The organism is Magnetococcales bacterium (assembly GCA_015232395.1).
Taxonomy (GTDB): domain Bacteria; phylum Pseudomonadota; class Magnetococcia; order Magnetococcales; family JADFZT01; genus JADFZT01.
In genome coordinates, this window is sequence record JADFZT010000038.1 from 16443 (window position 1) to 37082 (window position 20640).

Annotated in this window: 19 protein-coding genes; 5 read left to right on the forward strand and 14 right to left on the reverse strand. The window is 56.7% G+C overall.

Annotated elements, in window-relative coordinates; translation table 11 throughout:
• Nucleotides 1–82: 82 nt before the first annotated feature.
• The 12 genes from HQL52_11630 to HQL52_11685 form a co-directional block, all read right to left on the reverse strand.
• The gene (locus tag HQL52_11630; protein MBF0370095.1) at nt 83–1792 is read right to left on the reverse strand and encodes an EAL domain-containing protein; all 1710 of its coding nucleotides are present in this window, start codon (nt 1790–1792) and stop codon (nt 83–85) included.
• Nucleotides 1793–1861: 69 nt separating this feature from the next.
• Nucleotides 1862–3124 carry a M48 family metallopeptidase gene (locus HQL52_11635; protein ID MBF0370096.1) on the reverse strand — a complete coding sequence of 421 codons (1263 nt, stop codon included), beginning with the start codon at nt 3122–3124 and terminating at the stop codon, nt 1862–1864.
• 194 nt (nt 3125–3318) lie between these two features.
• Complete coding sequence (locus HQL52_11640; GenBank protein MBF0370097.1) at nt 3319–4290, reverse strand: GGDEF domain-containing protein; 972 nt, start codon at nt 4288–4290, stop codon at nt 3319–3321.
• Nucleotides 4291–4697: 407 nt separating this feature from the next.
• Nucleotides 4698–5036, reverse strand: coding sequence for a P-II family nitrogen regulator (locus tag HQL52_11645; GenBank protein ID MBF0370098.1), 339 nt, complete (start codon nt 5034–5036; stop codon nt 4698–4700).
• A 150-nt stretch (nt 5037–5186) separates the two neighbouring features.
• The gene (locus tag HQL52_11650; GenBank protein ID MBF0370099.1) at nt 5187–6812 is read right to left on the reverse strand and encodes a citramalate synthase; all 1626 of its coding nucleotides are present in this window, start codon (nt 6810–6812) and stop codon (nt 5187–5189) included.
• A gap of 77 nt (nt 6813–6889) precedes the next feature.
• Nucleotides 6890–8131 (reverse strand): aspartate kinase, encoded by a 1242-nt coding sequence (locus HQL52_11655; GenBank protein MBF0370100.1) that lies wholly within the window; start codon nt 8129–8131, stop codon nt 6890–6892.
• A gap of 5 nt (nt 8132–8136) precedes the next feature.
• On the reverse strand, nt 8137–8331 hold the full coding sequence (locus tag HQL52_11660; protein ID MBF0370101.1) for a hypothetical protein: 195 nt from the start codon (nt 8329–8331) through the stop codon (nt 8137–8139).
• A 36-nt stretch (nt 8332–8367) separates the two neighbouring features.
• Complete coding sequence (locus tag HQL52_11665) at nt 8368–9018, reverse strand: methyltransferase domain-containing protein (protein ID MBF0370102.1); 651 nt, start codon at nt 9016–9018, stop codon at nt 8368–8370.
• 159 nt (nt 9019–9177) lie between these two features.
• Complete coding sequence (locus tag HQL52_11670; protein MBF0370103.1) at nt 9178–9873, reverse strand: nucleotidyltransferase family protein; 696 nt, start codon at nt 9871–9873, stop codon at nt 9178–9180.
• 67 nt (nt 9874–9940) lie between these two features.
• Nucleotides 9941–10966, reverse strand: coding sequence for a phosphotransferase (locus HQL52_11675; GenBank protein ID MBF0370104.1), 1026 nt, complete (start codon nt 10964–10966; stop codon nt 9941–9943).
• A 70-nt stretch (nt 10967–11036) separates the two neighbouring features.
• Nucleotides 11037–11531 carry a tRNA (adenosine(37)-N6)-threonylcarbamoyltransferase complex ATPase subunit type 1 TsaE gene (gene tsaE / locus HQL52_11680; GenBank protein ID MBF0370105.1) on the reverse strand — a complete coding sequence of 165 codons (495 nt, stop codon included), beginning with the start codon at nt 11529–11531 and terminating at the stop codon, nt 11037–11039.
• The gene (locus tag HQL52_11685) at nt 11521–11976 is read right to left on the reverse strand and encodes a CBS domain-containing protein (protein ID MBF0370106.1); all 456 of its coding nucleotides are present in this window, start codon (nt 11974–11976) and stop codon (nt 11521–11523) included. Before HQL52_11685 ends, tsaE begins: the two co-directional genes overlap by 11 nt.
• Nucleotides 11977–12063: 87 nt before the next feature.
• Between HQL52_11685 and HQL52_11690 the strand changes: the two genes are divergently transcribed.
• Complete coding sequence (locus tag HQL52_11690; protein MBF0370107.1) at nt 12064–12462, forward strand: hypothetical protein; 399 nt, start codon at nt 12064–12066, stop codon at nt 12460–12462.
• A gap of 223 nt (nt 12463–12685) precedes the next feature.
• On the opposite strand, the gene HQL52_11695 is transcribed toward HQL52_11690, so the two are convergent.
• Together HQL52_11695 and HQL52_11700 are read right to left on the reverse strand one after the other, a co-directional pair.
• Nucleotides 12686–16111, reverse strand: coding sequence for a PAS domain S-box protein (locus HQL52_11695; protein ID MBF0370108.1), 3426 nt, complete (start codon nt 16109–16111; stop codon nt 12686–12688).
• Nucleotides 16112–16217: 106 nt separating this feature from the next.
• Nucleotides 16218–16817 carry a response regulator gene (locus HQL52_11700; GenBank protein ID MBF0370109.1) on the reverse strand — a complete coding sequence of 200 codons (600 nt, stop codon included), beginning with the start codon at nt 16815–16817 and terminating at the stop codon, nt 16218–16220.
• Nucleotides 16818–16989: 172 nt separating this feature from the next.
• Here HQL52_11700 and xseA point away from each other — a divergent pair, with 172 nt between their 5' ends.
• The 4 genes from xseA (at nt 16990) to HQL52_11720 (ending at nt 20638) form a co-directional block, all read left to right on the forward strand.
• Nucleotides 16990–18342 carry an exodeoxyribonuclease VII large subunit gene (xseA, locus tag HQL52_11705; protein MBF0370110.1) on the forward strand — a complete coding sequence of 451 codons (1353 nt, stop codon included), beginning with the start codon at nt 16990–16992 and terminating at the stop codon, nt 18340–18342.
• A complete protein-coding gene (locus HQL52_11710; GenBank protein MBF0370111.1) occupies nt 18339–19217 on the forward strand; it encodes a M23 family metallopeptidase in 879 nt (292 codons plus the stop codon). The genes xseA and HQL52_11710 overlap by 4 nt, the downstream gene beginning before the upstream one ends.
• 301 nt (nt 19218–19518) lie before the next feature.
• On the forward strand, nt 19519–19749 hold the full coding sequence (gene xseB, locus HQL52_11715; GenBank protein ID MBF0370112.1) for an exodeoxyribonuclease VII small subunit: 231 nt from the start codon (nt 19519–19521) through the stop codon (nt 19747–19749).
• Nucleotides 19750–19753: 4 nt separating this feature from the next.
• Entirely contained in the window at nt 19754–20638 is an 885-nt protein-coding gene (locus tag HQL52_11720; protein MBF0370113.1) for a polyprenyl synthetase family protein, read from the forward strand.
• The last annotated feature ends 2 nt before the right edge of the window (nt 20639–20640 follow it).

The following is a 20640-nucleotide window of genomic DNA, read 5'->3' on the forward strand; positions in this document are numbered from 1 at the left end:
GGGGATGGTTCATGGGAAGTTCAACACCCTTCGTTTGATGCGGTCATGATCTCATTGAAGATGGATTCATACCGACAACATCCTATTCAAAAAGCCGTTTACCCTCTTTCAGCATCCGGGTCAACTCATCCACCGGCACCGGGGCGCTAAACAGGAACCCTTGCATCTCGTTACAATCCAGATCCCGAAGAATCGTCAGCTGGGCCTCGGTCTCCAAACCTTCCACAATCACGTTTTGACCCAGACCATGGGCCATGGCGATAATGGCTCGAACAATGGCTGCATCCCCGGGATTATCCTGGATGAAGCGCACGAATGAGCGATCTATCTTGAGGGTTTTGAAAGGAAACTGACGCAGTTGGCTCAAGGAGGAGTAGCCCGTGCCGAAATCATCGATGGAGAGCTTGACCCCCAAATCGCTGATCCGATTGAGCATGGTGACCGCCTTTTGCACATCCTCCATAATGGCGCTCTCGGTGATTTCCAGATCCAGGCACTCCGGCGGAATGCCTGTCTCCTCCAAAACCTTGGAGACGACCTGGGCCAGATCCTGCCGCTGAAACTGAACCGCAGAAAGGTTGACCCCAATCCGCAAAGAGGGCAGATCCATGGCCAACCATTTGGCCAACTGCTGACAGGCGCTACGCAACACCCATTCGCCGATGGGCACAATCAGGCCGCTCTCTTCAGCCACCGGAATAAAGTCGGCCGGAGAGATCATCCCCCGCCCCGGATGCTGCCAGCGAATCAAAGCTTCGGCTCCAATCACCCGACCATTCACCAGATCCACCTGGGGCTGGTAATAGATCCGAAGCTCATCCCGCTCCAGAGCGTGACGGAGATTGTTTTCCAGGGCAAAACGGCGACGGGCCGTTTCGGTCATTTCGGCAGAAAAAAATTGATAGCTGTTGCGCCCCTTACGCCGGGCATGGGCCAGAGCGGTATCGGCATTTTTCATCAACACCCGGGCTGAATCCCCATCCTGGGGAAAGAGGGTGATACCCATGGCGGCGGAAACCTCTACCTCTTCGTCATCCATCACCACCGGAATACCCATGGATTCGTAAATTTTGCGCGCCACCACCCCGGCATTGCGCACCGCTCCCTCAGCATCGTCGATATCGGAGAGTAGCAAAGCAAATTCGTCGGAGCCGATGCGTGCCACACTGTCACTGGTGCGCAGGGTTTTGGAAAGTCTCCGGGAGACCTCTTTGAGCACATGATCCCCCATCCGCCGTCCCAGGGTGTCGTTGACCATGGAAAAACGGTCCAGATCCAAAAACAGCACCCCGACACAGTTGCCATGGCGTCGGGATTGGGAGATGGATTGTTGCAGGCGATCTTCAAAAAGCATTCGGTTGGGCAGTCCCGTCAGAGGATCCTGGGAAGAATCCTCCGACTGAAGCAGACCGGATTCGCTACGAATGGTTCCAGTCAACTGCCCCAGATAAAACTGCACCGGACCAGCGGGAGGCAGCACGGCATTGACTCGCAGAAAAGCTTCGATCACGAGCCCGTTTTTATTCAGCAGCGCCACACTTCCCTGCCAAAAACCGTCCTGCCACAGGGTTTCGACAATCTCATCGACGGCCTCCATTCCTTCGGACTCAGGCACGTAGCGCCGAATATTTTTACCCCGGAGATCGTGGGCGGCATAACCTGTCAGCCGGGAAAAGGCTTGGTTGACCTGACGGATATTGCCTCTGCGATCCATCAAAAAGACCCCCTCCATGGAATTTTCCAGGAGGACTTTCAGAATATTTGCAAAATTTTCCGGACCGCGTTCCAGCATCCTTTGGGCTTGTTTGCTCAGTTGGTTCATTATCCCTTGGACCATCATTTGCCAAAAATGACGCCTTCCCTATCTGGTGGCGTCCTGTTCTCGACCTGCAATCACCCGCTGCAAAGCGGCAATCCGCTGGGCAAGGGGGGGATGAGAGTAGTGCAGGATAACGTAAAAAGGGTGCGGAGTCAGATTGGAAAGATGACTTCCCGACAATTTTTTCAAGGATTTGACCAATTGGGAGGGATCATCCAAGCTCCGGGCGGCAAATCGGTCCGCTTCATATTCAAATTTGCGCGTCATCCACTTCATCGCCGGAGTCACTATCAACTCTACCGGAGTAAAGAGCAGGGAAAAAAACACCAACCCCCCATAAACCGATGGCTGCTCCAAGCCCAAGGCCATCAACCAGCCAGACTCCGAAAGAAAAAGGGACATCAGATAAAACATCCCCCCCAGATGGAGGATCGAAAGAAGCGTGCCCTTGGGAATGTGCCCCATTTTATAGTGACCCACCTCATGGGCCAAAATGGCGACCAGCTCCTCCACGCCATGGTTGGCGATCAAGGTGTCGAACAGGGCGATGCGTTTTTGCTTGCCAAAACCGACGAAAAAGGCGTTCCCCTTGCCGGAACGCCGGGAGCCATCCACCTCGAAGAGATTGCTCAGGGGAAAACGCACCCTCTTGGCATAGGCGATGATCGCCTCACGCAGCTCGCCCTCCGGCAGCGGGGTAAAACGATTAAAAAGGGGCAGCAGCCAGGTCGGGGCGATATATTGCACAAAAACCATAAATAACCCGGCGGCCCCCCAACAATAAAGCCAAGCCCACGGACCGCTCTTTTCGAAAAACAGCAGTATGACGGCCAGCAACGGCCCCCCCAAAACCAGAGCCAACAGCCACCCCTTGAGCCAATCCCCGACAAAGGTGGCGGGGGTGGTCTTATTGAATCCAAATCGCCCCTCAATGACAAAAGTCCCATAGAGATCAAAAGGCAGCCCCAGCAACTGCATAAGCAACATCAACCCACCGATATAGGCGGTCCCCGTCGCCACCAGCCCCCAGCCAAACCCCCGCACCAGTTGATCCAAAAGATTAAACCCACCGGCAAACCAAAAGAGAAGAACAGCGATGAGAGAGAGGGTTGACTGCCAGATCTCCAATTGGGTTTTAGCTCGGGTATAGGCGCAGCTTCGTTGCCGCTGATCCTTATCCTCCAGATCGGCAATCTCCGGAGCCGGGGGCTGTTTCAATGCCGAAAGATTGAGCAGATTGGCCACCAACTCCAATAGATAGGCCAACACCAGGATCGTGGGAATGAGCCAGGAAGCAGCGTTCATAAGCCCTCATTTCCCCTCATGGGGCGCCTTCCCTCATCCAAAACAAGGGGAGAAAAATCAACCAGATGGAATGACTAAAAGAGATGGAGACCGATACAACGACCCGTTTGAAAAAAAAGAGCTGGCCGGGAGGGAAGAAGCAAAAAGGGGGGAAAAAAAATCGGAGAGCCCAAGCCCGCCGGCTTGAGAAAAACTCAAACACCGGCGTTTTTCTTGCGGAATATGGAAAATTTACGATGCCGCCGCTGGATGGTGTGGTCATCCTCACGGGCCTTACCTTTCGGTTCGTCTGCATTTTTGAGGCCGGGGTCGGCCAAAATGACCCGGTTTTTACCCTCTTCCTTACTGCGTATGAGGGCCTTGTAGGCAGCCTGCCCCAGTTTGGAGGCTTTGAGATGCTCGGGAAAGATGGCAATACCGCAACCAAAAGTGGCTTTAAAGCGAGCCTCTCCCTCCCCGTGGCTGTAGGCGGCAAAGGCGCGGCGGACATTTTCCATCACCCGGGAGGCAGCCGTGCCATCGGCCTCATAAAGCAGCACCCCAAAGCGATCATCCCCATAACGGGCGATCACGTCGCTGCGACGCAAATGCTCCCGAAGAATATCACCCAATACCTGAAGAATCCCCTCTCCAGCACTCTCGCCATATTTTTCCTTGGTGGCCTTGTAGTCGTCCACATCGATGATGGCAAACGCCAGGGATTGATAGAGCTGGGTCGCCCGGCTTACTTCGCTCTCCAACATCATGGCCAAGTCGATATAGCTGGCAAAACCGGTAAATTGGCAGGGTTCCCCCATATCGTGGAGACCCCGCATGATTTCGTGGTCTTGATCGTAGATGCGCTGGGCCATCTTGCGGATGATGCCAAAGGCCAGGGAGGGATCCTGGTGAAGCTTGGCGACAAAGGTCTTTTCGTCCAGCTTCAAAATCCGGGCATCTTTGGTGGCCCGGGCTGTGGCAAAGCGATTTTTTCCGGCAAAAAGGGAAACCTCACCAAAAATATCCCCTTTTTTCAGGGTGATAAAGGTGTGGTTGGTCTCAGCGGACTCCAAAAAGATTTCCACCCGCCCCTTTTGGATCACATACATGCAGTTGGCTGTATCCCCCTGACGAAATATTTTTTCGCCCTTTTTATACAGCTTGCCCAACTCTCTTTTGGCCGCCATTTAACCAGACCCTCAAAAACGATGATGCCGTGGCTGTAAGTAGAGCGGCCCACTCCCACTCCCCCGCCCACTCCCTCGATGTCCAGGCTCCCTCAAAAAAACACCCACGCCCAAACAAAGGCTTTACAGCCACCCGTCGTAACCGGATCAGAAAAATCCGCAGGTAGAAGTATTTATCCATAGCCCCCAAATCGACAATCCCTCCGCGCTACTCTGGCAGGAGAGTCCCACTGCCGTGATTTTGGCGCACGGCGACTGGGCTTGGGGGAGAGTCACCCGCCCTCGATCCATAGCCCAAATACCAGGAAGCACACATTCACACCGGCAAAAAAACAAGGGAGCCTTTGTGAAATGCAGCTTTTCCATCCCAGGCAGTGCAGCCAAAGCAGACTTGGGCTTATACCGGATTAGAGGGCGTTGCCGTCCCGCTCACCGGTGCGGATACGAATAACGCTCTCCACATTGGTGATAAAAATTTTGCCGTCACCGATACGCCCGGTACGGGCAGCGGTTTCGATGGTTTCAGCCGCCCGGTCCACCATGTCGTCAGGCAGCACCACCTCTACCTTGAGCTTTGGCAAAAAATCCACAACATATTCAGCTCCCCGATAGAGTTCGGTATGACCCTTTTGTCGGCCAAAGCCCCGCACTTCGGAGACCGTGATGCCCTGAATGCCCATCTCGGAGAGGGCCTCTTTGACATCATCGAGTTTGAACGGTTTGATGATTGCCTCAATCTTCTTCATCGTTGTGGATTCTCCAGTGGTATTGCCGTTTTTTTCCGCTCAGTCCAATTTCAAACCGCATCTCATAAAAATTCAAGCCAATGCGGTTTCGACCTGATCGTTATGTGTTTCTATTCCTAAACACCCCATTCGGGCCTTAACTGTATAGCCTTAACCGTGGTCAACCTGGGAGAGACTTTGGGCTGGGGAGGCGCCATCCTTGAATAGCTTATAGATCACCGCCTCTACCATGGCATCGTAGGAGGCTGCGATGATGTGGTCCGAAACCCCCACCGTTCCCCAGATCCGATTTTGATCCCGCCACTCGATCTGAACCCGTACCGTAGCCCCAGTCCCGCCACCATTCAAGATGCGCACCTTATAATCCACCAACTCCATGTCGTTGATGGTGGGATAGGTGCGCTCCAAGGCTTTACTCAAAGCGCCATGGAGGGCATCCACCGGCCCCGCTCCCTCGTCGATCAGATGTACCTGCTTCCCAGCCACCTCCACCTTGACCGCCGCCTCGGCCCCAAACCAGCGTTCGCCATCGTCCCGAACCCGGCGCTCATCAATCACCCGGAACCCCTTGAGGCTGAAATAATCAGGCATCTCACCCAAAGCCCGGCGGGCACGGATTTCAAAGGAGGCTTCCGCACCGTCGAACTGATACCCCCGATGCTCCAGGGTCTTGATCTCCTCCAAAAGCTTTTTGACCCGGGGATCCTTGGCGCTCACTTCCTGAAGGCCAAACTCCTGAAGCTTATAAAAAAGATTGCTGCGCCCAGCCTGCTCCGAAACCAAAATCCGCCGCTGATTGCCAACAGATTCGGGATCAATATGCTCATAGGTGATGGGATCCTTGAGCACGGCGGAGACGTGAATTCCCCCCTTGTGGGCAAAGGCGGAAAGCCCTACGAAGGGCTGATTTTTTCGAGGCTGGCGATTGGAAATTTCGTTTAAAAATCCGCTCACCGCTTTCAGCTGCCCCACCTGATCCCCGGTGAGGGTGGTGGGTCGCTTCATTTTGATGGCCAAGTTGGCGATGACGGCGGTGAGATCCGCATTACCGCAACGCTCGCCAATGCCATTGATGGTGCCTTGAACGTGCAGCGCCCCCGCTTCCACCGCTGCCAGAGTGTTGGCGACGGCGAGTGCGGTATCGTTATGGCAGTGAATACCGATACTCCCCCCTCTGGCTACCGCAAGGGCGGTGATTTCGGCCACCTCCGATACCATGGAGCCGCCGTTGGTATCACACAAAATCAGGGCATCCGCCCCCGCCTCCCGGGCGCTATCCAATACTTTAAGGGCATAGGGGGCGTTGGCCTTGTAGCCGTCGAAAAAATGCTCGGCATCAAAAAAGACCGTCTCTACCCGGGATTTTAAAAAGGCGATGGAGTCAAAGATGAGTTCCAGATTTTCTTCAAGAGAGATACCCAAAGCCCGGGTAGCGTGGAGATCCCAACTTTTGCCAAAAATGGTGATGGCTTGGGTTTGGGCTCTCAGGAGACCAGCCAGAACGACATCTGCTTCGGCCTTGACCCCGGCGCGGCGGGTAGAGCCAAAAGCCACCAGACGGCTTTTGTTCAGGGTCAAACCCCGAGCTTTCTGAAAAAACGCCTCATCCTTGGGGTTGGCCCCGGGCCACCCCCCTTCGATAAAATCCACCCCCAAACCGTCCAACTTTTGGGCAATACGGAGCTTATCTTCGACAGAAAAGAGGATATCCTCACCCTGAGACCCATCCCGAAGGGTGGTGTCATAGAGGGTGATGGGGTGAGCGCTCTGGGTCATGGGCTTTTTGAAGACCAATGGCGACTGACGACCTGAGGGGAATTCCGCCTCAGGTGTCCCAAGAGGCGAAAATGCGGTCAGCCCGCAATCCGGTCGCCGATCTCCTTATCCAACTGGAAGGCTTCGTGGAGGGCACGCACAGCCAGTTCGGTATATTTTTCGTTGATGACCACCGAAATTTTGATTTCCGAGGTAGAGATCATTTCGATGTTGATCCCCTCCTCAGCCAAGGCCGTGAACATCCTCCGGGCGACACCCGTGTGGGAACGCATGCCGACGCCGATGGCCGAAACCTTGGCAATATCAGAATTGCCCCGAACGTCCCGGGCTTTCATCTCGCGGATGGGCTCTGCCAACACTTCCAGGGCTTGGCGATAGTCCCCCTTGGGCACCGTAAAGGTGAGGTCGGTCTCTTTGCCGCTGGGAGCGATATTCTGGATAATCATGTCCACGTTGATGTTGGCATCCGCCAGGGCTCCGAAAAGCTGGGCGGAAACACCGGGCCGGTCAGGCACACCCAGGACAGTGATCTTGGCCTCGTCCTTGTTAAAGGCAATCGCGGAAACCTCAACTTTTTCCATTTCCTTGTCTTCCCCCGTAAGCAGGGTTCCACTTCCCTCTTCCATGGAGGAGAGAACCCGGAGCGGCACCGAATATTTTTTGGCCAGTTCAACCGAGCGGGTTTGCAGGACCTTGGCCCCCAGAGAGGCCATCTCCAACATTTCGTCGTAGGAGATGCGATCCAGCTTGCGGGCCTGTTTGACCATGCGTGGGTCGGTGGTATAAACCCCATCGACATCGGTATAGATGTCGCAACGATCCGCCTTGAGGGCAGCCGCCAGAGCTACCGCCGAGGTGTCGGAGCCGCCACGACCCAAAGTCGTGACGTGACCGGCATCGTTGACCCCTTGGAAGCCCGCCACCACCACGATACGTCCCGCCTCCAGATCTCCCTGGATGCGAAACTGCTCGATTTCGCGGATGCGGGCCTTGGCATGGGCGTCGTCGGTGCGAAACCGCACCTGCCACCCCAGGTAGGAGCGGGCTGGATGGCCCATGGATTCAATGGCAATGGCCAAAAGGCCGATGGAGACCTGCTCACCAGCCGCCACCACCACGTCATATTCCCGGGCAGACGGGGTTTCGGTCAAGCCATCTACCAGGCCTACCAGCCGATTGGTCTCCCCGGACATCGCTGAAACGGCCACCACAACCTGGTTGCCCGCTTCCTTTTCGGCAATTGCCCGGGCAGCCACGTTGCGAATCCGCTCCAGGGTGCCTACCGAGGTACCCCCGAATTTTTGTACGATCAGGCTCACGTCGTTTATTTTTGGTTTTGGTTTTTGAATTGGAGTTTTTTACGGCGGCGTTTTTTCTTCTTATTACGCTCCTGGATGAGATAGCCGATCAGGAAAAAGGCACCCACGAACATGAAGGCAACCATTACCCAGCCGACTGAAGTCTCCGACACCATGCTGGAGTAACCTTTGGAGGCATACTCAATGCGATTCATAGCCATGATAAGAGACTCCTCATCACCTGACTGAACGGAAACCTACAGCACAAAAGCCGCTTTGGATGCCTCCACCAGAGGGTGGACAACGGTCTCGAAAAGTGGCTCGGCGCGATCACCGCCAGAGATGCCCCGCACCCGCATGGCCCGCATCAGGGGGCTGCCAGGGGTACCGATCACCACCACCAGGCGGCCGGAAAGACCCAACTGCCCCACCGCCTTGCCAGGCATGGCAGAGAGCGCCCCGCAGTAGAGAATGGCATCGAAGGGGGCTTCGTCCGGCAAACCCTCCTCCGGATCCCCTACGTGCCATTGGACATCCTCACCACTGGCAAGTTCCTTGCCCTTATCCGCCAGGGCGGCATCGGCTTCCAAGGCGTATACCTTCACACCCATATTGGCAAGCAGGGCCACCTCATATCCCCGGCCAGCTCCCGCCACCAACACCCGATCCCCGGCTTTGATCTCCAGCGCCTCGATCATCCAAGCGGCTTGCAGGGGTTTCAGGAGTTTGCGCGAGCTTTCCTGGGAGAGGGGCAACGCCATATCAGAGTAGGCGAAATCCTGCTGTCCCACCGCCACGAACGCCTCCCGGGGTACCTCCATGAGGCTCCCCAGCAGGTTGGGATCGCGGACCCGGTTGGGGGCCAGCTGGGACTTGACCATATTGGTACGGGCCAGGTCGAAATCCATGCCTTTTTCCCTCTTTTATCTGGTAAAAGTTCTGCCTAATGACAATCCAGAAATCTCTTCTACCCCATCAACCGCTCAATTGCAACGCACCTTTTTGGGATTATACATACCACTTCCGCACTTTTGGCCCCGTTTGGAACCGACTTGCCATCAGAAACATCACCCCAAAGAGGGGTCCGGCTCCCCCCACATCCGCCGGGCTTCAAGAAGGCGATCCGGGGCCCCCATGTCGGCCCAGCACCCTTCCAGAGCCAAGCCAAAAAGTCGCCCAGCCCCAAGGGCCTGATCGTAGAGACGGTTGAGGGAAAAAGGTTCCAGGGGGAAAGCGGCGACCGCTTTGGGGTGCACGATCTGAACCCCGGAATAGGTGCGGCTGCCCGCTCCACCCGGGGTGCGTTTCAGGGTGCCCTGGTCATCCATCAGGGTAAAATCACCCCCATGATGGAAGGGGTTGGCCACCAGCCCCAGAAGCGCATCCATTTTTTCCGGGTCGAAACGATCCAACAGGCCACGAAGATCGAGATCCCACATAATATCGCCGTTAACCGCCAGAAAGGGCTCCTCACCCAATAGAGGCAGCGCCTGACGCACCCCGCCGCCGGTATTCATCAACCCCTCTTCCCGACTCCAGATGATCTCCACCCCCCAGGTAGAACCATCTCCCACCTGATCCATCAGTTTATCCGCCAGGTGATGGGCATTGATCACCACCTGCCGAAAACCCAAAACCGCCAGACGCTCCAGGGTGTGGGCAATCACCGCTTTTCCCGCCACCGGCACCAGAGGCTTGGGGGTGTGATCGGTCAAGGGTTGCAGCCGCTCTCCCCGTCCAGCTGCCAAAATCATCGCCTTCATCGCGCCTCACACCTCCCCTTCCATGGGTTTCATACACTTCCCAAACTATAATCATCCCAAACTATAATCAGGCCGCCTCCAAAGGGGCGTAGCGATCCAGGAGATGCCCCAGATCGGAAAGCTCCGGGTAGCGCTCCAGGGTCTCTCGCACATAGCCCATGGTGCGGGGAATGTCGTTGAGATAGCCATGCTTGCCATCCCGCAACGATAGACGGCCAAAAATACCGATGGCTTTCATGTTTCGCTGGATCGCCATCCAGTCAAAATCCCGCTCAAACCGCTCCCAGGAGGGCTCATACCCCAGCCGCGCCCCGGCTCCGGCCAACCACTGGGTCATCACCCGACGGCGAAAATCGCCATCCCAGGCCACATAGCAGTCCCGCAGCAGGCTTGCCAGATCGTAGGTGACCGGACCCATCACGGCATCCTGAAAGTCGATCACCCCCACAGCGGCCGCGCCCCCCTCACCCCGCCACATGAGATTGCGACAGTGATAGTCCCGATGGACAAACACCTCAGGCTGGCTTAAGGCTTGATCCAACAGAAGCTGAAAAATCTCTTCGAATCGATCCCGGTCCGGGGAAGAGATAGGCGTTTTGCGGATCCCTTCCACATACCAGTCGGTAAAAAGAGCCAACTCCCGCCGCAACATGGGCCGATCATAGGTGCGGCGATGGGCAATGGAGCTGCTGTCGTTGGGGGTGGCCTGGATATCCAAAAGGGTGGTGACCGCTTCCTGGTAGAGCACGCCAGGATCAACCCCCTCGGCCAATGCCTTGAGATAGGTCACATCCCCCAAATCCTCCAGCAACAGGTGGCCATCTCCCAAACGTGCCTCATGGATCCGGGGAACCGGCACCCCATGAGTGGCCAAAAAACGGGCAATATCTACAAACGGGCTGGAATCCTCCTTATCCGGCGGGGCATCCATAAAGATAAACGGCCCCCGCTGGGAGTGAACCCGATAATAGCTGCGAAAAGAGGCATCTTCGCTGGCCCGAGCGACCTTAAAATCGGCCCCGAAAATCTCCCCCAAAAAGGCATTCGCTTCAGGTGTCAGGGCAACCTCTGCCCCACCAGAACTGGAACTCATCGACTCTCCTTGATCTACTAACCCACCGGTCTCTTGTTTCATGCCTGCCCTAAAAACCGCATCCCCTTCTCTAAAGATGAACCCCACGCACCTCTTCAAGAAAAGCGGCACTCACCTCACCCAAAGCCCGAAGGTGAATCTTCCGCTCTTCATCCCCCCCAGCCCCAAAATCGATCTCCACCACCAGACGATCTTCAGGCAGCCAGCCATCGGCCCGCTCCGGCCACTCCATCAACACCACTCCACCTCCCTCCAGATAGCTCTCAGCCCCCATCAGGGTGAGATCGTCCGGACCCTCCAGGCGATAGAGGTCAAAATGATAAACCGGCAGCCGCCCCCCTTCATAGGGGTTAACCAGGGTAAAGGTGGGGCTGGTAATATAGGGTTCATTGATACCGAGCCCCCGAATCACCCCCCGGGCAAAAGCGGTTTTACCCGCCCCCAATCCCCCATGGAGGGCAATCACACAGCCGGGACCAAGCCCACGGGCCAGGGCTCCCCCCCACCGTTCGGTCTCTTCTTCCGAACCACTTACCAGGGAAACCGGTGCTCTGTCACTCCCCATTCTCCACCACCATCGCTCGAATGATATCCCGCTTGCCGATAATCCCCACCAGGTCATCCCCTCGCATCACCGGCAGCAAAGGAAAATCTTCGTCCTGGATAATGGTGGCGATCTCTTCCATTTCGGTCTCCTCATCCACCATCACCACCTCCAGGGTCATGATTTCCGAGGCGGTGAGAGCCGCCATCTTGCGAAGATCCTCTTCATATTGACGCTCCCCGGCGATGGGAATCACCGCATCGAACAGGGTCACCAGAGTTGGCAGGTGGACCCTTTTGACCCGATCCACCAGATCCCCCTCGGTGACAATGCCCACCAGCTCTCCCCCATCCATCACCGGCACACCGCTGATCTTTTTTTCGGTCAACAGCTTCGCCAGGGCCTGAACCGACAGCTCCGGAGAGGCCGTTACCACCTCGCGGGTCATGATATCCTTGGCTTTCATTGTGCAATCTCCCTCTCGCCATGGCCAACACAGTAGCGTGTATGGTACGGTGCTTTGTCGATACTCTCAACTTTTCCAAATGAAATCATGCTGTTCAAAATTCTCATACCAGCCATCGTTATCGCCGCTGTCTATTTCCTGGGCAGAAACCACGCCCATGACCCCAAACGTCTGCAGGTTTTGCCTCCCGTTGTCACATCCGATCCGGAGTCTGGCAGCCTGGAAAAAAGCCGCGCTTTTCAACTGGCGGCATTTGGTTCAGCGGCGGCAGTGGTGCTGGTGACCGCCTGGCTTGTTTATGATGGCTGGCGGGAAGAGCGGCAGGTGGTGATTATCCGGGTGGTCAACACCCAAACCGGTATAGCCGCCAGCTATCGATCCCGGCAGGGGGATGTCCATCTGCGCACCTTCCTCACCCTGGATGGCCGCCGGGTCACCCTGGCAGATGTGGAACGCATGGAAGTGGCCCCAGCCCCAACGCCCTGACTTACTGCAAGCCCCCCGAATCACCCTCTTCCCTTAGACACCCTGAAAGGGGCTCTTGTTTCAAACAACCGCCTTCCAACCTGATGGTAACCCCAGATTTCACAGTGATCCCAGGCTGTGCCCCATCCAACCAGTCCCAGCAAACCCCATTCAACCTCGCCAAGCTTTGGCAAAATTCAATCTGGATTCGATAGTGGGGCATGTGCAACTGCCGGATTCAGGTTCAACCCTCTTCAGCCTTGGCACGGTTCAAATCCTCATAAAGCGCCTTGACCAACACCTCAGCCTCTCTCTCCAATCGGGGCCACAAGGTGTCGTCCTCCGGCGGCCGATGATGTATCGCTCCCCTCTCCAACTCCCGACAGAGCGCACCCAACCCCTCGCCACCCAAGGCCTCCGACGAACCTGTCAGCTGGTGGGAGATGATTTCCAGCTGCGGCCAATCCCTCGCAGCCATGGCGGTTGCCATTTTCTTCAAGCGCCCAGGCAGGCTCTCCAGAAACATCTCTATCACCGGGGCGATATCCTGGCCCAACTCCTGGCGCAACATCTCCAAAACCATCGGGTTGAAATGGCCGGCTGGGGGAGGTGAGGTGCGCTCGTCAAGGGAAGCCACCGATTCATCATGAACCTTTTCGGAGCTTTCGTTGGTGGTTTCCAACCCCGCAGAAGACCATTCAGCCCCCTCACGCTCTTCAGCCCCACCCACTCCCTCTTCAACCGCTTTGGATGCTGCCCCCTGCTGGCCAAACCCGTGGATCATCTCCAACAACCGTCCTCGACGAATCGGCTTAGTCAGATGCATGTCACACCCCGCCTCGACGGTCTTCCACTGATCCTCTTTCATGGCGTTGGCTGTGAGCGCCACGATGGGGGTAGGAGAGATGCCTTGGGCGGTTTCCCAGGCACGAATCCGGCGGGTGGCCTCATAACCATCCATAATCGGCATCTGCACATCCATCAACACCAGATCAAAGGATTGGGCCTGAAAAAAGCGTACCGCTTCATCGCCATTTTCCGCCATCTGGAGATGGTGGGGTGTTTTCCGCAAAAAAGCCGCCATCAAATCCCGATTGTCCTGGGCATCGTCGGCCAGCAAAATGAACAACCCCTTGCGCCTCTCCCGCTCCTGATGCCCACGCCGCACCTTCACTGAGGAAGGGATATCCAAAACAGCCTCATCCAGCCCGTCCGGTTCATCAGGCTCATGCCGCATCCGCCGCTCCACCTGGACCAGGCTTTCCACCCGGGGAAGTTTGGCGGTAAAGAGAAAACGGCTTCCCTGGCCTTCGACACTCTTCACCCCGATCTCCCCCCCCATGAGAGCCACCAACTGGGTACAGATCGCCAACCCCAGGCCGGATCCCCCAAAACGCCGACTGGTGGACTCCTCAGCCTGGGAAAAAGGGTGAAAGATTTCCGACAGACGTTCAGCTGCAATGCCCACACCCGTATCGCTGATCTGGAAACGCACCAGATCCTGATCCTCAGCTCCAGGCATCACCGTAAGCTCTATCCGGCCCTGATCGGTAAACTTGATGGCATTGCCCAATAGATTGAGCAGCACCTGACGCAGCCTCAGGGGATCCCCCCGGACCCAATCATGAACCCCCGGCTCAATGTGAAAATCGAGGGCCAGACCCTTGTCTCTGGCTTGAGTGAGGAGAATTTTTTCCGTTCCCAATATCAACTCAGCCAGATCAAACCCCACCTCTTCCATCTGCATCTGGCCCGCTTCGATCTTGGAAAGATCGAGAATATCGTTGATCAGGGCGAGAAGCCCCTCCCCTGCGTGGTGCAACACCTCCAGATAGTGGCCCTGCTCCTTGTTCAACCCGCTGTGGGCGAGCATCTCCCCCATCCCGAGAATCGCATTCATGGGAGTGCGGATATCGTGACTCATGGCTGCCAGAAAAGCGCTCTTGGCCTGGCTGGCCTTTTCAGCGGCCTCTTTGGCTTCCCGCAGTTGCGCCTCCAACTCCTTGCGGCGACAGATATCGACAAAAAAGCCCCGCAAGCCGGTGACCCCCTCCTCTCCCCGGACAATGGTCACCACATCCCGAACCCAAACGGTACGCCCATCCGCCGTGATCACCCGATATTCAAGATCGTGATCCTCACCCTGGGCTGTCGCCATCTGACAATAGGAGCTGGCCTCCTCCCGATCCTCCGGGTGAAGTCGATTTTCCCAATCATCCAACCCCTGCCACGATTCCGGGGGATAGCCCAGGAAGGCGGTTACCTGGGGCCCCATATAGATAAACCGCCCCTCTTTGAAGCTGAATTCCCAGGGGATGAATTTGGAGGTTTCCACCAACCGCCGATAGTGCTCCCGACTCTCCTTAAGCGCCTCCTCCCGAATGATACGCTTGGTAATCTCCTGCTTGACGGCGGCAAAATGGGTGATTATTCCGGTGTGGTCCCGCACCGGGGTGATGATGGTCTCTTCGTGATAAAGGGTGCCACATTTACGTTTATTGACCAACTCCCCCCGCCACACCTCCCCGGAAAGAATCGTTCTCCAAAGATGGGTAAAAAAAGCGGTTTCATGCTTGCCGGAATTCAATAATGCGGGGGTTTTACCCAGCACCTCTTCGGGGAGATAGCCGGAACATCGGGTAAAGGCGGGATTGACCCATTGGATGACTCCGTTTACATCGGTGATAATCACGGTGCTGGCGGTGGCATTGAGCACCGCCCCCCGCAATCTCAACTCCTTCTGGGTTTCCAATTCATCGGTGATATCAAAAAAGACACAGTGGGTCTGTTTAAAATGCTGTTGTGCATCCCGACTGACCGCACCTTCGAACGAGACTGTGCGCAGTTGACCATCCTTGCGCTCTATCTGAAATTCAGCGGCGTTGACGGATCCTTTCTCTTTGAAGCTGGGAAAGCACTGATTGAACAGAACTTTATCACTCTCCGGCAAAAAATCCCCAAACCAGCGATTATAAACCTCATGACGCTCATAGCCCAAGGTTCGCAGCCAAGCCTCATTCACCTCAATGATCCGGCCATCGGCATCCAGGGATTGATAGCTGATGGGAATCCCCTCATAGAGGGTACGAAATCGCTCCTCGCTGTCGACAAGGGCTTTTTGGGCCGCCTCTTTTTCCCGCACCACCCGCTCCAGGGGCTCTACGGCGGTCTTGCGCAACACCCACCAGAGCGCCCCTCCCAAAAGAGCCGTCAGCACCACCGAAATCCCCCCCAACTTCCAACCCATTTTGGCAGTCGCCTGGTTGATCCGGCTCATATCGTGCTTCACATCCAGCCGAAAAAGGGGATTATCCTCCAATGCAACGGTGGCTTGATGCACAAAAAGCTCAGAATCGAATGCGGGGCGGGAATAGTGACTGATGACAAAACCGTTGGGGAAGGTGACTTTGGCCTCAATAATATCCGAACGTTCTTCAGCCCAGCCAACAACCGCCTCTTCTATCACCACCAAATCCCGACGCACCACGGCATCCCGGATCATGAGACCCAGGAGTTGCATTTCCCGCTGTATGTGTTGATGAAAAGTTTTCCCCACCTCGATCCGGTGATCGGCGACAATGAGGGTGCTGTTGATGGCGAGAAAAATAATGAGCACCAGCAAAAAAGCTGGAAGCCCCGGATATCTGATCAGGAATGCCGGTTTTCTCATGGAATAATCCGCCCGCAACCCATCCCCACAATTTTACCGTGGATTCTCCGCATCCCCCAAATTCCCGGTTCCCAGACCAGGCCGAACATTGAACCGATTTCTGAAACTACATAACCACACTCCGCTCGCCAACGATGGCCTTGAGTTGATCCATGGGAGCCGGTTTTCGAAATACTGTCACCTTATCCGGCAACCCGCCTTGCCGTTGGATTTCTCGTTTATCCAAAGCGGAAACCACCACGATGCGGGTATCGGCCAGTTCAGGCTTTTCGTTCAGAATCCAGATCATGCGAAAACCGTCCATTCCCGGCATGACCAGATCACTGATGATGATGCCCGGCTGTTTGCGACCGATCTGAATCAAGGCATCAAAACCGTTGGAGGCTGTGACCAGGTCCACCTCGAAAGACCAGGTCTGTATCTGGGAGCGGTAGAGGGCCACCATGGCGGGGTCATCTTCCACCACCAACAGGGTGGGTGGGGCGGGGTGGGCCTGGGAGTCCGGCCCCTTGGCGAGGGCCACTTGCCGCTCGTGGAGCATTTTATCCAATGAACTCCGGGCAATGCGGCGGTGCCCCCCGGCGGTTTTCCAGGCACGCAAAATCCCTTTTTCGACCCATCCCTGCACGGTAGGCAGAGCGACCCCCAGAATTTTGGAAGCCTCCCGGGTGGTGAGGAAAGTCTCTTGATCGGTATTTTTGTCCATCCACTCGTCTCATGATGATAGAATTTACCTATGATATTATCAGATTTTTTACGATTTCCAACATTATTTTCATTTTCTTCATTTTTTTTGTTTTTATGTTTTTTACGCATAGAGACACGATGTTACCTTGGCTGATCTTGCAGCGGCGGCCATAAATTGGGATCATGCTGGCATGTCTCAAGAAACCACCCTCCCCTGGCAAGAGTGGCTGAGTGTCGCCGAATTGAACGACCGCATTCAGACTCTTCTGGAAGAGAGCTTCCCCTACGTCCGCGTCCGGGGGGAAATCTCTTCACCCAGAACCCCCTCCTCAGGCCACTGCTATTTCAGTCTGATCGACGGCAACTCCCGCTTGCGGGGGGTGATCTGGCGTACCACCCTTCGGCGACTGCCCGTCCCTCCCCGGGAAGGGGACGCCGTACTCATCACCGGTCGCATCACCTGCTATCCCCCCAGGGGGGAGTATCAACTGGTGGTGGAAGGGCTGAAGATTGATGGGGCTGGCAGAGAACGGGATCGGCTCATGGAACTCCACGACCGATTGCAGGCGGAGGGGCTTTTTGAGGCACAACGCAAGCGCCCGCTCCCCATGTTGCCTCAAACCATCGGGGTGGTGACCTCTTCCACTGGCGCTGCCATCCACGACATCACCCGGGTTCTCACCCGCCGTTTTCCCGGCTTCCAGTTGATTCTGGCCCATGCCCGGGTGCAGGGAAGCGAGGCACCGGCAGAAATTGTCCACGCCCTGGAAAGCCTGAATCGGGATGCACGGGCTGAGGTGATTATCTGTGGCCGTGGCGGGGGCTCTGCACAAGATCTGGCCTGCTTCAATGCTGAAATCGTCGCCCGGGCCATCGCCGCTTCCACCATTCCGGTGGTGAGCGCTGTGGGCCACGAAGTGGATCTCACCCTGGCGGACCTGGCAGCCGACGCCCGAGCCTCCACCCCCTCGGCAGCGGCTGAACTGATTATGCCCGAACGGAGTGTGCTCCTGGAGCGGCTCGCCACCCTGAAACAGCGTCTCATCCAGGCCGCAGGCCAACAACTCCACCAGCGACAGAGTGGACTCCAAGGCCTGAAAAAACGCCTGATCCACCCCCGACGCACCATCGAAAACACCCGAATGCGCCTGGATGAACACCACGAACGCCTGGTCCGCAAAATGCGCAGCCATCTCCAGTATAAAGGGGAGCGCCTCGAAGGGATGCGTCATCGGCTCCACCTCTGGGGACGCAGCCCGACATTTCAACCTCTGACAGCCCGCACCCAACTTCACCAGGAAAGGTTGAATACCAGCCTGGGCCACCTGCTCAACCACAAACGTACCCAGCTTGATCATTTGACCACCCGACTTCAGAATGCCTCCCCCAACGCCATTCTGGGGCGGGGATACGCCATTGTCCGGGATGAGGAGGGGCGGGTGATTGACCGAGCCGCTGCCACCACCCCTGGAGACACCCTTGCCATCACCCTCGCCGAAGGATCCGTCCAAGCCCGGGTGACCCACGTAACAGAGGCCCCATGAGACACTTTTCCCGCGCATCTTTTATCTCAACACTCTCCCTGCTGCTGGGGCTGTTTTCACTCTGGCTGCCCACTTCTGCCTCTGCCAAGGGGGTGGAGATGCATCTCTCAGGACCCCTGGAACCCGGTTCGGCCGCCCTGCTCCGCGTTAAAAATTTTCCCGCCAACTCCGTGATTCAGGCGACACTTGGCGGCATACTTTTTCCCATCACCGACGAAGGCGTGGGATTGGTCGCCGTCGACATGGAAGCCAAGCCCGGCCCTCTCACCTTGCGGGTCACGGTGGATCCACCCCAGGGAAGACGCACCACCCTGGAACAGACCATCCAGCTTCCCAGCCGTCAGTATAAGGAAGAACGCATCGATGGCCTGCCAGGCAAAAAGGTGGACCTTAACAAGCCCGATCTCACCCGGGCGGGCAAAGAGACCGCCGCGATCCGGGCCACCTATAAACGCCGGGGAGGCATGCCAGGTTATGGTGATGGTTTCGTCAAGCCCGTGGAGGGACGCCTCTCCGGGGTGTTCGGCAGCCGCCGCATTTTGAATGGCAAACCCCGCAAACCCCACTCCGGCATTGATATCGCCGCCCCCAAAGGCACCCCGGTGCGCTCCACTGCATCAGGCAAGGTGGCTTTGGTGGGGAACGACTATTTTTTTACCGGCAATACCGTCATCGTTGACCATGGCGACGGCGTCATTTCCCTCTATTCCCATATGGACTCCATCGCGGTGAGCGAAGGCATGTGGGTGGCCAAAGGCTCCACCATCGGCACTGTGGGCATGACCGGGCGCGCAACAGGCCCCCACCTCCACTTTGCCGTACTGGTGCGCAAAGCCCGGGTGGATCCCCTGCTCCTGCCGGGTATTCGGGAATAGTTCAACACCATCAACCCCCAAGGATTTCCTCCCACCAGGATTTTTTTTACCGGTGTGGCCACCCCCCGGGGAGAATTCATCACGGGCTTGCCCCCCTTGCCAGGCCTTTTTCCAAGGGAGCCAAAACGCTCTTTTGAGAGGGGTTTGCAACCGGGTGGTTTCTTTTTACCCCCACTCGGGATATGATGGGGGGTTCTTCATTCAAACCGACACGGCAGGAAGGGATGGCTTTTTTGGGTTGATCAATCCCCCCTATCCCGCCTTAATTTGTCTGTAAAAACACAAAACTCCGGAAAGCTCCATGCCGTCACGCGCGCCCAAGCCATCATTGGATTTTGAACAGGCCATCCACCGGCTGGAAGAGGTGGTGGAGCGCCTGGAACGGGGAGATCTGCCCCTGGAAGAGGGTTTGGCTGCCTTTGAAGAAGGGGTTGGATTGGCCCAGGCCTGCCAACAAAAACTCGAAGAGGCGGAAAAACGCATCGAAACCCTCGTGACCACCCCCCCTGGTCAAGCCAGTAACGGCACCTGATATCGTGAATCTCAGCCAATATCTCAGCGAACGGCGCTCTTTGGTGGAAAAAGCCCTGGATAGTCATGTGCCCAGTGTGAACAAACCGCCTGCCCGCCTCAACGCCGCCATTCGCCACAGCCTGATGGCCGGTGGCAAGCGCTTGCGCCCCATCCTGGTATTGGCCGCCTGCGAGGCGGTGGAGGGGCCTGTCGCCAATCTTCTCCCCTTTGCCTGTGCCCTGGAGTGCATCCACACCTACTCCCTGATCCACGACGATCTGCCCGCCATGGACGACGACGACCTGCGCCGAGGCAGGCCTACCTGTCACAAGGCGTTTGACGAAGCGACGGCGATTCTGGCCGGTGATGCCCTTTTGACCCTGGCCTTTGAGCTGGCTGCCTCCCCCATGAAGGATATCGACCCCGGCGATCAACTCACCATGATCGCCCAACTGGCCCGGGATGCCGGTATTTTTGGTATGGTGGGGGGACAAATGCTGGATATTGAGGCCGAAAACCGGGAAGTCACCCTGGTGGAGCTACAAAACGTCCACATCCACAAAACCGGCGCCCTCATTCGCGCGGCCTGCTTGGCCGGGGGAAAACTGGGGGGTGGCGACCGGGAGCAGGTTAAACGCCTGAAGCGATACGGCGAAGCGATAGGGCTGGCCTTTCAGGTGATGGACGACATCCTGGATGAAGTGGGTGACAGCGCCGTCATGGGCAAAAGCGCCGGATCCGACCGAGCCCGCTCCAAGGCGACCTATCCCCACCTTCTAGGTCTCCCCCAGGCCCGGGAGGAGGCACAGTTTTTGGTGGATGAAGCCCTCAGCCAATTACAGCCATTTTCTGCCGCCGCCGATCCTTTGCGCGAGCTGGCCCGTTTCATCGTTTCCCGAACCCATTAGAT

Bases quoted from the DNA above. Each gene is read 5' to 3' on its own strand.
- HQL52_11685 (MBF0370106.1), bottom strand. From the start codon at position 11,976: ATGAAAGCCAAGGATATCATGACCCGCGAGGTGGTAACGGCCTCTCCG.
- HQL52_11695 (MBF0370108.1), bottom strand. From the start codon at position 16,111: ATGAGAAAACCGGCATTCCTGATCAGATATCCGGGGCTTCCAGCTTTT.
- HQL52_11630 (MBF0370095.1), bottom strand. From the start codon at position 1,792: ATGCTGGAACGCGGTCCGGAAAATTTTGCAAATATTCTGAAAGTCCTC.
- HQL52_11635 (MBF0370096.1), bottom strand. From the start codon at position 3,124: ATGAACGCTGCTTCCTGGCTCATTCCCACGATCCTGGTGTTGGCCTAT.
- xseA (MBF0370110.1), top strand. From the start codon at position 16,990: ATGTCTCAAGAAACCACCCTCCCCTGGCAAGAGTGGCTGAGTGTCGCC.
- tsaE (MBF0370105.1), bottom strand. From the start codon at position 11,531: ATGGGGAGTGACAGAGCACCGGTTTCCCTGGTAAGTGGTTCGGAAGAA.
- HQL52_11640 (MBF0370097.1), bottom strand. From the start codon at position 4,290: ATGGCGGCCAAAAGAGAGTTGGGCAAGCTGTATAAAAAGGGCGAAAAA.
- HQL52_11675 (MBF0370104.1), bottom strand. From the start codon at position 10,966: ATGAGTTCCAGTTCTGGTGGGGCAGAGGTTGCCCTGACACCTGAAGCG.
- HQL52_11700 (MBF0370109.1), bottom strand. From the start codon at position 16,817: ATGGACAAAAATACCGATCAAGAGACTTTCCTCACCACCCGGGAGGCT.
- HQL52_11665 (MBF0370102.1), bottom strand. From the start codon at position 9,018: ATGGATTTCGACCTGGCCCGTACCAATATGGTCAAGTCCCAGCTGGCC.
- HQL52_11660 (MBF0370101.1), bottom strand. From the start codon at position 8,331: ATGGCTATGAATCGCATTGAGTATGCCTCCAAAGGTTACTCCAGCATG.
- HQL52_11690 (MBF0370107.1), top strand. From the start codon at position 12,064: ATGCTGTTCAAAATTCTCATACCAGCCATCGTTATCGCCGCTGTCTAT.
- HQL52_11650 (MBF0370099.1), bottom strand. From the start codon at position 6,812: ATGACCCAGAGCGCTCACCCCATCACCCTCTATGACACCACCCTTCGG.
- xseB (MBF0370112.1), top strand. From the start codon at position 19,519: ATGCCGTCACGCGCGCCCAAGCCATCATTGGATTTTGAACAGGCCATC.
- HQL52_11710 (MBF0370111.1), top strand. From the start codon at position 18,339: ATGAGACACTTTTCCCGCGCATCTTTTATCTCAACACTCTCCCTGCTG.
- HQL52_11645 (MBF0370098.1), bottom strand. From the start codon at position 5,036: ATGAAGAAGATTGAGGCAATCATCAAACCGTTCAAACTCGATGATGTC.
- HQL52_11670 (MBF0370103.1), bottom strand. From the start codon at position 9,873: ATGAAGGCGATGATTTTGGCAGCTGGACGGGGAGAGCGGCTGCAACCC.